A 13,734-nucleotide genomic window follows, 5' to 3' on the forward strand; every position below is an offset into this window, starting at 1 on the left:
CGGTGCCGGCCCGACAGACCTGATTTCCGCGCATCGATCAACGTGACGAAATCTGCTGCAGTCCGGCGGTTACCACCGGTACATAGAATGCGGTGATACCGGCCACGTTGGGGTGCGTTCCCGATCCCTCTGTACCAGGAAGACCGTCGACCAGGTCGTCGAATGTGTATTTCGCCCGGTGAGTATCATCGCGGGTGTCGAACGCGGTCTCCCCGAAAACGTCGGCAATGGCGACCTCCCACTGACGACAGGCCTGCAAGGTTACCTTGCGCAGAGCCACCTGAATGTCCCAGTCCCGCGAGCCGAGTTTGTGGGCTGCGACGTACGCGATGCGAGCGGTCGGCCATTTCCGCTTCATCGTCTTCAATGTCCTCTCCAGCTCTTCCGTGTAGGTGCCGACGTCATACGCCCGATCCCGGTAGATCGACTGCGCATCGTTGGTGCCTCCGTCGAAGATGACGAAGTCGGGCGCGACGTCGGGCGCATCCTCGACCTGCGCACGTATTTGCCCACCGGAGGCATGGGGGTCGGCGCCGATGGTGGCACCATTTCGGGCGAACTTGGTGAGGGTCATGCTCTCCTGTTCGGCGACGATGTCCGCAAAACTGCGCGGATACACGTGTCCGTACACAATGCTGTCGCCGAACGCGTAAACACTCTTGCCCGCCAATCCATTGTTCACATCATCCTCCTTGCCGCTCTGTCAGCGAGGTTCGATTTTAAGCATAATATTGACCCGGCGCGTGAGGTTCATGTAAATTCACTAGGAATAGAAATCGCTTACTGTCTCACGAAATGGAATGCGCGCGCACATGACTGCAACCAACACAGGATTGCCTGGGGGCGTCGCCATCTCACACGTGTCGGTGTACGACTGGCCTGCCGCCGACGGGGTGTGCGGCGGCACTCCTCACATGCACCTGGCGTGTTCCGAGGCCTACGTCGTCACCGGCGGACGCGGTTCCGTGCAGACGCTGACCACATCCGGATACGAGGTCACCCCGCTCCGGGCCGGCACGGTCGCCTGGTTCACGCCCGGCACCATCCACCGGCTGGTCAACGAGGGTGATCTGAGGATCACCGTGCTGATGCAGAACAGCGGGCTGCCGGAGGCGGGAGACGCCGTCCTCACGCTGCCCCCGGAGTATCTGATCGATTCGGAGGCGTACGCACGCGCCACCGTCATCCCGCCCGACGCGCCCGAGGAGGAGCAGGAGCGCGTCGCCCGGGCCCGGCGGGATCTCGCCCTGGAGGGCTACCGGGTACTGCGCGAGGCCGAGGGGACTGAGGCCCTGGCCGTGTTCCACCGGGCCGCCGCCGCGCTCGTACGGCCGCGTATCGAAGAGTGGCGCGAGCGGTGGCGCCGGGGCGCCGAGGCCGCCGCCGCGGCCACCGGGGTGCAACTCGACTCGCTGGAGCGGGGGGAGTGTCCCCACCTCGCCGATGCCGTCGTGAGATCTCAACAGCCCGCTATCAGTGGGAAGTTCGGGATGTGTGGCCGGCTCGACGTCTACGAGAACTGATGCCGGCGCCGCGGGTCACGTCACTGCTTCAGCGGTTGATGGACCGCCCGACGGCGTTGCGCTGCTGGTGGGCGTCGTGGTCGAAGGCGGGTGACCTGCCGAACCGACTGCCGCGCTCCAACCCGTGGAAGTCTGCCGGCTCGCGGGACACCGTGCTCGCGTGGGTGGGTCCGTATCGCGCGGAAGGAGTACGCCTTGCCGGCCAGGGCCACCTCCGGCCCTGTGGCGCACGCCGCCGCGCCGGCTCGCTCCTCAGAGCCGGCCGGACGGCCGGTCGGGCAGGGGGAAGCACATCGGCTGCCCCGCGACCGCTCCTCCGGCGGCGGTGCCCGCCCTTGGTCACCGCCTGCGGCTGGGACGCCCTGTCGCAGGCGGCTCGGCCGTCGACTCCCGCCAGATGACGCGGAACAGGGATACCTCGGCTGACGCGGTCGCTGTGTGCCTCAAACCCGCGATCAGCTTGTCCATGGCCCTGCTGCCGAGCCGTTCGAGGTCCACGTCGACGGTGGTCAGGGACGGGTTCATGAACTGACCCACGCCGACGTTGTCCCAGCCGGTCACGCTGATGTCGGCCGGCACGTCCCAGCCCCGTCCCCGGGCGCCGCGGACGACGCCGGCGGCGACGAGGTCGTTGGCCGCGATCACCGCGGTCGGTCGCGAACGGCTCGGGAGCGACCGGATCGCCTCGATGCCGGACTCGCCGGACCAGTCGCCGTCGCAGACTCCGACCGACTCGAGGCCGAGGCGTTCGATCGTGTCCAGATAGCTCTGTTTGCGCGCTCGCGCGGAGGCGAACTGCGCGTCGCCGGCCACATGCAGGAACCGGGTGTGGCCAAGTGCTGCCAAATGCTCGATCATCTCAGCCAGGGGCTTGGCGTCGGCCAACTCTCCGATGCCGCGCATCTCGTCGTCGAAGTCGGCCGAGATCACCACGGTCGTCCTCTGGTGCAATTGGTTCTCCACCGAGGGGAGTACGGGGGCGAGGGAGAGGATGCCCTCGAACTGTCCCGAGTCGGCGAGCTCCAGCAAACGGTCACTCCGTGCCCGTACGCCACCCCCGGCGCTCACGACGTCCACGAAGTATCCTGCGGCCTGTGCCGTCGCGCTGGCTCCCGCCAGCATGCGTGAGGGGTTGAAGGCCATGGCGGGCATGACTATCGCCAGCCTGCCGGTCTTGCGCGTGCGCATGGACCGCGCCACCAGGTTGGGACGGTAATCCAGTTCGCGGATCGCTTTCTCCACGCGCTCCATGGTCGTGGGCTTCAGTCCGCCGTTGAACCGCAGGTACCGCGACACCGTCTGGGGTGATACCCCGGCGAGCCGCGCAACGTCTGTGATCGTCGGCCGTCGTCGCGCCGTGTCAGCGCCGTCCATCCTCTTGCCCCCACCTTCTGCCAACCTTCCGGAAGTCAGAGAGTACACACTCTTGACGGAAAAAGTGATCGTTCACTATGGTCCTCGCAACCCACAGGGTGAACGATCACTTTTTTGGGCGGGCGGGCCCGGTACGGTCCCGCACCACTGTGTTTCCGATGCCGCCGCTCAAGGGAGCAGTGCCGTGAGCTCCATCAACGAACTACGCCGACTACGCGGGTCCCAACGGGGATGGCGACAGCAGAACAAGGCGGCGTTCTTCTTTCTTCTGCCTTGGTTCGTCGGGCTGTTCGGGATCACTCTCGGCCCGATGCTGGCCTCGCTCTACCTCAGCTTCACCAAGTACAACCTGCTGCAGCCGCCGCAGTTCACGGGACCCGACAACTGGACGCGGATGCTCCACGACGAGCGTCTGCATCAGTCGCTCCAGGTGACGTTCACCTACGTCCTGGTCTCTGTCCCGCTGCAACTCGCGCTGGCCCTGGGGCTCGCGCTGCTGATGGACAAGGGAGTGAGGGGCCTTGCCTTCTACCGCTCCATCTTCTACCTGCCCTCGCTGATCGGCGGCAGCGTCGCGATCGCGGTGCTGTGGCGCACGGTCTTCGGCACCACTGGTCTAGTGAACAAGGGCCTCGGCCTGTTCGGTATCCATGGACAGGGCTGGGTCTCCGAGCCCGGAACCGCGTTGTCGACCCTCATTGTCCTGAACGTCTGGACGTTCGGGGCTCCCATGGTCATCTTTCTCGCCGGCCTGCGCCAGATCCCGACCTCCCTCTACGAGGCGGCTTCCGTCGACGGTGCGAAGCGCTGGCGTCAGTTCCGCAGCATCACGATTCCGATGCTGACACCGATCATCTTCTTCAACCTGGTGCTGCAGATCATCCACGCCTTCCAGACGTTCACCCAGGCCTTCGTGGTCTCGGGCGGCACCGGAGGCCCCGCCGACTCCACCCTCTTCTACTCGCTGTACCTCTACCAGCGCGGGTTCGGCCACTTCGACATGGGGTACGCGTCCGCGCTCGCGTGGCTCCTGCTCCTCATCGTCGCGGTCTTCACCGCCGTCAACTTCTGGGCCTCAAAGTACTGGGTGTTTTACGATGACTGACCGCGCCGCAGCCGTACCCCGCTTGCTGCCCGTAGCCCGATCGCACGCAGCGCGCCGCGGAAAGCGCAGGATCCGCGCGCTCCTCAAGCACGTCCTGCTCGTCGCCTGTGGCCTGATGATGCTGTACCCCGTCCTGTGGATGGTCGTCAGCTCTCTGCGCCCGAACAGCGAGATCTTCCGCAACGCCGGGCTCGCCCTGACGCACCTGCGGGTGGAGAACTACAGCAACGGCTGGAGCGCCTTCTCCCACCCGTTCGGCCACTACCTGATCAACTCGGTGATCGTCGTGACCGGCGCGATCCTCGGCAATCTCCTCGCCTGCTCCCTGGCCGCCTACGCGTTCGCCCGGCTCGAGTTCAAGGCGAAGCGGGTGTGGTTCGCCATCATGCTCGTCACGATCATGCTGCCGATCCACGTGATCATCGTGCCGCAGTACGTCCTGTACTCGCAGCTCGGCTGGGTCAACACCTTCCTGCCCCTGATCGTGCCGAAGTTCCTGGCCACCGACGCCTTCTTCATCTTCCTGATGGTGCAGTTCATCCGTGGCATCCCGCGCGAGATCGACGAGGCCGCACGGATCGACGGCGCCGGGCACGCGCGGATCTTCTTTCACGTCATTCTGCCGCTGATGGTCCCGGCGCTGGCGACCACCGCCATCTTCACCTTCATCTGGACCTGGAACGACTTCTACACCCAGCTCATTTACCTCACCGACCCGGACAAGTACACCACCCCCCTCGCGCTACGGGCCTTCGTCGACCAGCAGAGCGCGACCGACTGGGGCTCGGTGTTCGCCATGAGCGTGGTGTCGCTCGTTCCCGTCTTCCTCGTCTTCCTCGCCGGACAGCGCTTCCTGCTGCGAGGCATCGCGACCACCGGCGGCAAGTAACTGCGGGGGCTACAGCCGGACATGCGGAGTCACCGGGTCATGACCGCTCGGGAGCACCGCAGCGATCAATCTCACCCACACATCACGCACAGGAGAAAAACATGCACGCCAGCCCCTTCAGACGCGTCGCGATCGGAGCGGTCGCCTCACTCTCGCTTGTGCTGACCGCCTGCTCCGGGGGCGGCACCGACTCCCCTGCCAAGCTCAGTGACACGCCGGTCACCCTCCGCCTCACCTACTGGGGAGCGGACGCCCGCGCCAAGCTCACCGACGAGGCCATCGCGGCATTCGAGAAGAAGTACCCCAACATCAAGATCAAGGGACAGTACAAGGACTGGAACGGCTACTGGGACGCGCTCGCCACGACGACCGCGGCCAAGGACTCGCCCGACGTGGTCCAGATGGACGAGCTCTACCTCGCGTCGTACGCGGACCGCGGAGCGCTGTACGACCTCGGCAAGGCCAAGAAGTACCTCGACACCTCGCAGTTCGACGCCAACGCCCTCTCCACAGGACAGATCAACGGCACGCAGTACGCGCTTCCCGTCGGTATCGGCGTCATGTCCGTCGTCGTGAACACCGACCTGTTCAAGAAGTACGGCGTTGCCCTCCCCGACGACAAGACGTGGACCTGGGGCGACTACACCAAGGTCGCGAAGGAGCTGACGGACAAGAGCGGCGGCAAGATCCACGGCACGTCCACCGCCCCCGGCTTCGACGCCGGCAGCCTCAAGTACTGGGCACGTCAGCAGGGCGGCAACCTCTTCGGCAAGGACGGCAACGTCTCGCTCAAGCCCGCGGCGCTCGCCGGTATGTGGAAGTACGGCCAGAAACTGATCTCCTCCGGGGCCAGCGTCAAGGCCTCGACCATGGTCGAGGACCTGACCGCCGGGATCACCGCCGGCAGCTTCGCCACTGGCAAGACAGCCATGGTCGGGGCCTACAACACGCAGGTCACCGCGCTGCAGCAGGCCACGGGCGCGCACCTGAAGCTGCTCCAGATGCCGCACGTCGGCACCACCAGGGCGAACTTCCTCAAGCCCTCCATGTACTGGGCCGTATCGAGCCAGAGCAAGCACCCGGCCGAAGCCGCCGAGTTCGTCAACTTCCTGCTCAACGACCAGACGGCCGCCGACATCCTCAAGACGGAGCGCGGGACCCCCGCGAACAAGAAGATGCTCCAGCACCTCGAGTCCGGCCTGACAGGGCCCGACAAGGCGGCGGTCGACTACCTGAACGCGGTGACGCCGGGTGAGTCGCCGGTCGTGACCCCCAACGGCGGCAGCGGCATCGAGCCGGAGCTGCAGCGCTACAGCCAGGACGTCTACTTCGGGAAGACCTCGCCCGAAGCCGCCGCGAAGGCCTTCATCAAGGAACTCCAGGGCGAGATCGACGCGGCCAAGTGACCCCTCCCCGGGGCCCGTCGCTCCTGCCCTCCCGCGGCCCCCGGGGAGACCCCGCGTAAAGCGAGTCGGAAATCCGAGAGAGAGAAACACCCATGCCCAGCTCCCGGCCGCCGTACCGCGTGGCCATCATCGGCACCGGCGGTATCGCCCACGCCCACGCCGAAGCGCTCACCGAACTCTCCGCGCGTGCACGGCTGGTCGCAGTGGCCGATGTCGACCGGACACGTGCCGCCGAGTTCGCCGACCGCTTCTCCGCGTCGCAGGTCTTCAGTGACCCGAAGGACCTGCTGGAGAGCGACGAGTTCGATCTCGTGCACATCTGTACGCCACCGCAGACTCACGCACCCCTGGCATCCCTGGTGATGCAGGCAGGCGTCACCGCTCTGGTGGAGAAGCCGACGGCGCTGAGCCTGCGCGAGATGGACCAACTGGCCGCGGTGCAGGAAGAGACCGGCTCCAGGGTCCTGACGGTCTTTCAGCACCGCTACGGCGCGGCGGCCGTACGCCTGCGCCGACTGGCCGCCTCCGGCGCACTGGGCCGACCACTGGTCGCCACCTGCGAAACCCTCTGGTACCGGCCCGACGAGTACTTCGACGTGCCGTGGCGGGGACGCTGGGACGTCGAAGGAGGAGGCCCCACCATGGGACACGGCATCCATCAGTTCGACCTGATGCTGTCGGTGCTCGGCCCCTGGTCCCGGATCACGGCACTCGCCGACCGCCAGTCCCGGCCCACGGACACCGAGGACGTCTCGGTCGCCGCCGTCCGGTTCGAGGGCGGAGCCCTCGCCACGGTGGTCAATTCCCTGCTGTCCCCGCGGGAGACATCGCGCCTGCGCTTCGACTTCGAGTACGCCACGATCGAACTCGAGCACCTCTACGGCTACCGCGAGGAGCACTGGCGATTCACTCCGGCCCCCGGCCACGAGGAGCTCGCGGCCCTCTGGGCCGACGGTCACGAGCCGGACGTCACGAGCAGTCACAAAGTCCAGATCGAGGCCATATTCGACGCCTGGGACACCGGTCGGGAACCCGGCGTCTTCCTGTCGGAGGCGCGCCGCACCCTGGAGTTCGCCGCGGCGACATACGCCTCGGCCTTCCGCGGAGTCCCCATTGACGCAGGGGAACTGACCGGCGACGACCCGTTCACGCTCAGTATGGACGGCGGCGCCGTGCCCTGGGAACCGGTTAAGGAGACCCTCGTATGAACGCTCTCGCAATCCGCCACGACCTCGGTGCCTCCGTCACGGTCCGAGACGGCGACACCGAGCTGTTCCGCTACGTCTACCAGCCGGACACCGTCCAACTGGAGTCACCCAAGCCCTACATCCACCCCCTGCGCACACGTGCCGGCAAGGTGGTCAGCCTGTTCCGCCCCCACGACCACGTATGGCACAAGGGCATCGCATGGTCGCTGCCCCACGTAGGCGAGGAGAACTTCTGGGGCGGCCCCACGTACATCCACGGACGCTTCTACGTCCAGCTGGCGAACAACGGAACCCAGGCCCACCGCCGTATCGCCGCCATGAACCGAGACGCCGATACGGCAACCTTCGCTCACGACCTGGACTGGACCACCCAGTCCGGCGCACTGTTCTTCACGGAACGCAGGACGCTGCGGGCGCACTTGATCTCCCCGGACGCCTGGGCGTTGACGTTCGAGACGCAGATGACGAACGTCTCCGGAACGGACGTCGCCATGGGATCGCCGACCACCAAGGGACGGGAGAACGCCGGCTACGGCGGCCTGTTCTGGCGGGGGCCACGGTCGTTCACCGGCGGTCAGTTCGTGACCGCGGAAGGCCTGGGCGGCGACGAGGTCCGCGGGCGGCGCATGCAGTGGATGGCTTTCGCGGGCCGCCACGACGAGACGGACGCCGAGTCGCTGGTGCTCATGGTCGACGACGCAGCCAACCCCAACCACCCGCCGCAGTGGTTCGCCCGTACAGAGGAGTTCGCCTGCCTCAACCCCGCACCGTTCTTCAGCGAGGAGCTGACCATCGAACAGGGCTCCACCGTGCGGTTCCGCTACGGTGTCGGGATCGCCGACGCCGACCAGAGCGCGGCTCCCGCGCTCGCCGAAGCGGTGCGCGAGGTGCTCGCTCGGTCCGACGCGTCCGTCGCTGCCGGTGAAACCGTATGAGCCCCACGGGGTGGTGACCGGAGTGCCGGGCGGGTGTCCGGCACTCCGGCTTGCCAGCCGCACCGGCAATTCGCAATGTGCCGCGGTGAACAGGACCCACCGCTCAGTAGGAGCGGGCTCTACGGCCGAGGACCGAGGGGAGTTCGGCGAGCTCGGCGGAGTCGAAGTAGTCGCGCCAGGCGGTGATGAGGCCGCCGGTGACCTCGAAGACGCCCATGACCCGGAAGGTGATCGCACGTCCGCCGATGCTGAACGTGTCGGTGCGTCCGACGATGGGTTCCATTCGGAATGTTGTGGTAAAAGGCTTCTTCCGCGAAGTACTCGCTGAGCCGGTCCAGATCGAGATCGGGGACGTTCATGTCCTGGACGAACGCACGGACGATTCAGTTCGCCTGCTTGCCGCCAGATCGTCGCCCCCGCCGAGAAACTCGCCATCTACCGCAAGAAGGCCGGGGCGGCGCTCGCCGCCGCCTCGGCCGAAGTGAGGCCGGCGGCCCGCTGACGGGCACGCGTCGACAGCGCGCGTCCTTCCGGCGCGTGGTCCGGGAGACCCAGGCACCGGTCGTGGTCGGCCGGTGCCTCAGCCTTGCCGCTCTCCCGCGCGTACCAGGCCGGTCTCGTAGGCGATGACGACGAGCTGAGCCCTGTCGCGGGCGCCGAGTTTGGCCATGGCCCGGTTGGCGTGGGTCTTGACGGTGACCGGGGTGACGAAGAGGCGTTCGGCGATCTCGTCGTTGGCCAGGCCGGTGCCCACCAGTGCCAGTACCTCGCGTTCCCGGGGAGTCAGCGTGGCCAGCCGATGGGGGTCGATGAGGTCGCCGGGTGAGGGCTGGGCGAGGAGCCGGGTGATGAGGCCCTTGGTGGCTGCCGGGGAGAGCAGCGCCTCGCCTGCGGCCACGAGGCGGATGGCATCGAGGAGCTGTGCCGGTTCGACGCCCTTGCCCAAGAAGCCGCTCGCCCCGGCCCGGAGGGCCTCGACGACGAGGTCGTCCTCCTCGAAGGTGGTCAGGACGAGGATCTTGACTCCGGCCAGGTCCTCGTCCTGGGCGATCAGCCGGGTGGCTTCGATGCCGTCGACCTCGGGCATCCGGATGTCCATGACGACGACGTCGGCGCGCCTGGACCGGGCCAGTTGGGCTGCCTCCCTCCCGTTGGAGGCCTCTGCGACGACGTCCATGTCCGGTTGTGCGTCGATGAGCAGCCGGAAGGTGCCGCGGAGCAGGGCCTGGTCGTCGGCGAGCAGGACGCGAATGGTCATGGGCGGGTTCCTCACGGGGGTCAGGCAGGTGCAGGGGAGAGTGAGAGCGGCAGCTCGGCGACGACCTGGAAGCCGCCTTCGGGACGCGGGCCGGCGGTGACGGTACCGCCGATGGCCGTGGCCCGCTCATGCATGCCGATCAGTCCGTGGCCGGTGCCCGCGCCCTTCGGTGCGCCCGGGCGTCCGTCGTCCGTCACAGCGACCCGGAGTGAGTGCACGCCGTAGTCCAGGACCACCGAGGCGCGGGACGCGGACGCGTGCTTGTGGGTGTTGGTGAGGGCTTCCTGGATGATGCGGTAGGCGGTGAGGTCGGTTGCGGGCGCCAGCGGCGAAGGGCCGCCCGTGCGGGTCACCGACACGGACAGCCCGCTCGCCTCGAAACCGGTGACGAGGGTGTCGAGATCGGCCAGACGCGGGATGGGTGCCCGCGCGCCCGGCGCGTCGTCGGGTTGACGCAACAGGCCGACGGTGGCCCGCAGTTCGTCGAGGGCGGCGCGGCTGTTGTCCTTGATGTGGGCCAGTGCCTCGAAGGCCTGTTCCGGGTTGGCGCGCATGAGATGGTGGGCCACCCCCGCCTGGGCGTTGACGAGGGTGATGTGGTGGGCGACCACGTCGTGCAGATCGCGCGCGATGCGCACGCGTTCCTCGGTGACCCGGCGCCGGGCCTCTTCCTCCCGTGTGCGTTCGGCGTGTTCCACGCGTTCCCTGGCCGCCGCGAGGTTCTCACGGCGGCTGCGGACGGTGCGGCCGAGCGCGGTGGCCGCGATCGCGAAGTCCAACCGCAACAGACTGGCCCCCGCCACCAGGGACTCGGAGTGGGCGGCGGCGTAGACACCGGTGATCGCCACGGCCGAGGCTACCCCGACCGTCCACGCGGTGCGCCGGCTGCCGAGGAGGGCGAGGGTGTACAGGGCGATCAGGCTCGCTCCCGGGGCCGGCGAGATGTGTGAGGCGACGGCCATCAGCGTGAGGTCACCCGCCAGGGTGAAGAGGGCGACGCCCAGGGGCCAGCGGCTTCGGAAGGCCAGCGGCACGCACGACAGCGTCGTCCACACGACCTCGTGCCAACGAGGCTCCTGCCAGCCGTCCTTGCCGACGGCGGCGGTCGCCGCCGCGGCGATCACGATCAACGGTACCGCCGGCAGCTCGTCCTTGATCCGGTCATGACGGGCCAGCCACTGTCGCCACACCATGGGCAGTTCCACTCCCTCACTCTAAGCAGCGCCGACTGGTGGAAGGCGAGGTCACTCCCTTCCACCGGCCCGCATGCGATGTCGGTCCGTCGTGGTGACGGTCAGTTGGCCAGGCCGGAGGGCTCCGGTTCCCGCACGGCGTAGGGCGGATGTGCGGGCTCGTCGGCGGGGCCTTCCACGGACACGTCGGGCAAGGCCTTGTCCAGCCGGCGGGGCAGCCACCAGTTGGCCCGTCCGCACAGGTGCATGAGCGCGGGGACGACGATCATGCGGATCAGCAGGGCATCCACAGCGACTGCCACCGCGAGGCTGACGCCGAACTCGGAGATGACCCGCATGCCGCCGAAGACGAAGGAGCCGAAGACACAGACCATGATGGTGGCCGCGACGGCGATGACCTTGCCGGTCTCGGCCTGGCCGACCCGGACCGCGCGGTGGCCGTCGCCGGTGTGGGCCCACTCCTCGCGCATGCGGCTGACGAGGAAGACCTGGTAGTCCATGGAGAGGCCGAACATGATGCCGACGACCAGGATCGGCACGAACGACTCGATCGGTCCGCCGGCACCGAGACCGAGCAGTCCGGCACCGAAGCCGTACTGGAAGACCACCACGATCGCGCCGAAGGCCACTCCGATGCTGAGGATGTTCAGCAGTGCGCCGACCGCCGGGATGAGCAGGCTGCGGAAGGCGATGGTCAGCAGCAGGAAGCCGAGCGCGGCGATCACCAGCACGAAGACGGGGAGCTTGCTCATCAGGACCGAGGCGAAGTCGTCGTTGCTCGCGGTGACGCCTCCCACGTAGACCTTCATCGACGTGCCCTGCTCGGCTTGCGGGATCACGTCGTCACGCAGGTGGTGGATCAGGTCGGAGGTGGCCTCCGACTGCGGGGAGGTCGTCGGGACGACGGAGACCACCCCGACAGTCTGTCCGTCCTTCATGGGCGCGGAGTTGGCACTGGCGACTCCGTCGACCTTCTCGAGGGCGGTGACCAGTTTCCTCTCGGCGGCCTTGCCCGCGGCGTCGGGGGCCTGGACCGCCAGGACGAGCGGGCCGTTGAAGCCAGGCCCGAACCCGTCGGCGATCATGTCGTACGCCTGACGGTTCGTCGAGGTCGTCGGCAGGTTGCCGTCGTCGGACGCGCCCAGACGCAGCGACAGCGTCGGCAGCGCGAGCGCCGCGAGCACGGCCAAGGCGACGAGGGCCAGCGTCTTGGGCCTGGCCTGCACCCGCTCGGCCCACCGGCCCCACAGCCCGGCCCGGCCCGAGGAGCGCGGCCGGGTCCAGCCGGACACCTCGCGGCGCTCCTTGCGGCTGAGGACGCGCGGGCCGAACATGCCGAGCAGCGCCGGGAGCAGGGTGATGGCGGCCAGCACGGTCAGTGTGACGGTGATCGCCGCGCCGATCGCCATGCCGTTGATGATGCCGACGTTCAGGGTGAGCATGCCCAGCAGCGCGACGACGACGGTCAGCCCGGCGAACACCACGGCCCGGCCGGAGGTGTTGAGGGCCTTGGCTGCCGATTCGGCGACGCTCATGCCCGCCATGAGGTTGGTGCGGTGCCGGTTGACGATGAACAGCGCGTAGTCGATGCCCACGCCCAGACCGATCAGCGAACCCAGGGTGAGCGTGGTGTCGGAGAGCGTGATGACGTGGCTGAGCAGGATCACCGTGACCGCGGAGGTGCCGACACCGACGATGGCCGTGATGATCGGCAGCGCCGCCACCCAGACGGCCCGGAAGACGAACAGCAGCACGATGAAGGCGAGGACGATGCCCATGACGTCGGCGACTGGGTTGGGAGCGGGGTTGACGGTGAACGCCTGCCCGTTCAGCGCGATGTGCAGGGTCCCCGACTCCGGGCCGGTGGCGATTTCCTTCACGTGGTCGACCTGGGTGTCCTCCACCTCCCGGTCGAATGCGACCGAGGCGTAGGCCGTCTGGCCGTCCTTGCTGATCTGCCCCTTGCCGAGCGGTGTGTAGGGGCTGGTCACCTCGGCGACGCCCGGTGCCTCGGCTATCTCCCTCAGAGTCCGGGTCATCACCTGCTTGGCGGCGGGCTCGGTGACCTCACCGCCGTTCACCTGCCAGACCACCCGGCCGCTCTTGCCCGCCGCACTGTTGGAGGCTTGCTGGAGCAGTGCCGTCGCCTTGGCCGAGTCGGTGTCCTGCGAGGTCGGGCTGTTGCCGAAGGCGCTGCCAGCCGCACCGACTCCGGCGCCGAGAGCGAGCAACAGGCCTACCCAGACCAGGACGACGGCGAGCCGGTGCCGGTGGCACCAGCGGGCGAGAGGGGACATCGACGAGCCTTTCCAGGGGACTGTCATGCGTGCGGGCCGACGATCACGGCCCACTCGAACACTCACAGTTCTCCGGTCTCTCGTCGTTGGCCGTTGGCAGACACTTGCGTCTACTGCGATCGCAGCAGAGAGGGGGGCAAGCGTCTGCCGTCGACGGCCCCGATCGGACATGTGCAGGACGCTTCGACGATCCTCGGGAGCTGGCACGCGCCGCACCAGCACGGTCCCTTCCGTGCGGTCGATTACGCAGGTGATGCCACTGCTGGGGATGTGAGGTCGTCGACGAGCCGGCGTTGCCAGATCTCCTCGTCCGGCTCGGCGCGACAGTGACGATCGTGGTGAGCTGGTGTACGGCCGCCGACGAGGCGAGGTACGCCGACGTTGCGGGCGCACCGCCACACGCCGTTGAGGTTGACATCCAGCACCTGGTGCCATTCCTCATCGGTGACGTCCAGCGCGGTGCTGCCCTTGCTGATGCACGGGTTGTTGACCAGGACTCGATCGGCCCGAGCCGTTCGGTGACCTGGTTGACGATGGCGGTCACTT

At 67.7% G+C, this 13,734-nt stretch carries 12 protein-coding genes; 6 read left to right on the forward strand and 6 right to left on the reverse strand.

Annotated features, from left to right (window positions below):
- Positions 1–37 precede the first annotated feature (37 nt).
- Positions 38–682: a GDSL-type esterase/lipase family protein gene (locus tag ACFZDA_RS10615; RefSeq protein WP_391077994.1), complete on the reverse strand. Its 645-nt coding sequence runs from the start codon at positions 680–682 to the stop codon at positions 38–40.
- A gap of 130 nt (positions 683–812) precedes the next feature.
- Between ACFZDA_RS10615 and ACFZDA_RS10620 the strand changes: the two genes are divergently transcribed.
- On the forward strand, positions 813–1,523 hold the full coding sequence (locus ACFZDA_RS10620) for a cupin domain-containing protein (protein ID WP_391077996.1): 711 nt from the start codon (positions 813–815) through the stop codon (positions 1,521–1,523).
- Positions 1,524–1,862: 339 nt separating this feature from the next.
- On the opposite strand, the gene ACFZDA_RS10625 is transcribed toward ACFZDA_RS10620, so the two are convergent.
- Positions 1,863–2,897 (reverse strand): substrate-binding domain-containing protein, encoded by a 1,035-nt coding sequence (locus tag ACFZDA_RS10625; protein WP_391077999.1) that lies wholly within the window; start codon positions 2,895–2,897, stop codon positions 1,863–1,865.
- 184 nt (positions 2,898–3,081) lie between these two features.
- Here ACFZDA_RS10625 and ACFZDA_RS10630 point away from each other — a divergent pair, with 184 nt between their 5' ends.
- The 5 genes from ACFZDA_RS10630 to ACFZDA_RS10650 all read left to right on the forward strand — a co-directional run bounded on the left by ACFZDA_RS10630 (position 3,082) and on the right by ACFZDA_RS10650 (position 8,440).
- Entirely contained in the window at positions 3,082–4,002 is a 921-nt protein-coding gene (locus tag ACFZDA_RS10630; RefSeq protein WP_391078002.1) for an ABC transporter permease subunit, read from the forward strand.
- Positions 3,995–4,891: an ABC transporter permease subunit gene (locus tag ACFZDA_RS10635; protein WP_391078004.1), complete on the forward strand. Its 897-nt coding sequence runs from the start codon at positions 3,995–3,997 to the stop codon at positions 4,889–4,891. Before ACFZDA_RS10630 ends, ACFZDA_RS10635 begins: the two co-directional genes overlap by 8 nt.
- A gap of 101 nt (positions 4,892–4,992) precedes the next feature.
- The gene (locus tag ACFZDA_RS10640) at positions 4,993–6,297 is read left to right on the forward strand and encodes an extracellular solute-binding protein (RefSeq protein WP_391078006.1); all 1,305 of its coding nucleotides are present in this window, start codon (positions 4,993–4,995) and stop codon (positions 6,295–6,297) included.
- 92 nt (positions 6,298–6,389) lie between these two features.
- Positions 6,390–7,505, forward strand: coding sequence for a Gfo/Idh/MocA family oxidoreductase (locus ACFZDA_RS10645; RefSeq protein WP_391078008.1), 1,116 nt, complete (start codon positions 6,390–6,392; stop codon positions 7,503–7,505).
- Positions 7,502–8,440: a DUF6807 family protein gene (locus tag ACFZDA_RS10650; protein WP_391078011.1), complete on the forward strand. Its 939-nt coding sequence runs from the start codon at positions 7,502–7,504 to the stop codon at positions 8,438–8,440. Before ACFZDA_RS10645 ends, ACFZDA_RS10650 begins: the two co-directional genes overlap by 4 nt.
- Before the next feature lie 103 nt (positions 8,441–8,543).
- Here the strand turns inward: ACFZDA_RS10650 and ACFZDA_RS10655 are convergent, their stop codons facing one another.
- The 4 genes from ACFZDA_RS10655 to ACFZDA_RS10670 form a co-directional block, all read right to left on the reverse strand.
- Entirely contained in the window at positions 8,544–8,723 is a 180-nt protein-coding gene (locus ACFZDA_RS10655) for a limonene-1,2-epoxide hydrolase family protein (RefSeq protein WP_391078014.1), read from the reverse strand.
- A gap of 297 nt (positions 8,724–9,020) precedes the next feature.
- Positions 9,021–9,698, reverse strand: a complete 678-nt coding sequence (locus ACFZDA_RS10660) for a response regulator (protein ID WP_391078017.1) — start codon at positions 9,696–9,698, stop codon at positions 9,021–9,023.
- 20 nt (positions 9,699–9,718) lie between these two features.
- Positions 9,719–10,903: a histidine kinase gene (locus ACFZDA_RS10665; protein ID WP_391078020.1), complete on the reverse strand. Its 1,185-nt coding sequence runs from the start codon at positions 10,901–10,903 to the stop codon at positions 9,719–9,721.
- Between the two features lie 89 nt (positions 10,904–10,992).
- On the reverse strand, positions 10,993–13,188 hold the full coding sequence (locus ACFZDA_RS10670) for an MMPL family transporter (RefSeq protein ID WP_391078023.1): 2,196 nt from the start codon (positions 13,186–13,188) through the stop codon (positions 10,993–10,995).
- Positions 13,189–13,734: the final 546 nt, after the last annotated feature.

This window comes from Streptomyces sp. NPDC007991, assembly GCF_042958445.1.
GTDB lineage: Bacteria > Actinomycetota > Actinomycetes > Streptomycetales > Streptomycetaceae > Streptomyces.

Excerpts from the sequence above, each read along its gene's own strand:
- ACFZDA_RS10640 (WP_391078006.1), top strand. The coding sequence starts at position 4,993 with ATGCACGCCAGCCCCTTCAGACGCGTCGCGATCGGAGCGGTCGCCTCA.
- ACFZDA_RS10655 (WP_391078014.1), bottom strand. The coding sequence starts at position 8,723 with ATGGAACCCATCGTCGGACGCACCGACACGTTCAGCATCGGCGGACGT.
- ACFZDA_RS10670 (WP_391078023.1), bottom strand. The coding sequence starts at position 13,188 with ATGTCCCCTCTCGCCCGCTGGTGCCACCGGCACCGGCTCGCCGTCGTC.
- ACFZDA_RS10635 (WP_391078004.1), top strand. The coding sequence starts at position 3,995 with ATGACTGACCGCGCCGCAGCCGTACCCCGCTTGCTGCCCGTAGCCCGA.
- ACFZDA_RS10620 (WP_391077996.1), top strand. The coding sequence starts at position 813 with ATGACTGCAACCAACACAGGATTGCCTGGGGGCGTCGCCATCTCACAC.
- ACFZDA_RS10650 (WP_391078011.1), top strand. The coding sequence starts at position 7,502 with ATGAACGCTCTCGCAATCCGCCACGACCTCGGTGCCTCCGTCACGGTC.
- ACFZDA_RS10660 (WP_391078017.1), bottom strand. The coding sequence starts at position 9,698 with ATGACCATTCGCGTCCTGCTCGCCGACGACCAGGCCCTGCTCCGCGGC.
- ACFZDA_RS10625 (WP_391077999.1), bottom strand. The coding sequence starts at position 2,897 with ATGGACGGCGCTGACACGGCGCGACGACGGCCGACGATCACAGACGTT.
- ACFZDA_RS10645 (WP_391078008.1), top strand. The coding sequence starts at position 6,390 with ATGCCCAGCTCCCGGCCGCCGTACCGCGTGGCCATCATCGGCACCGGC.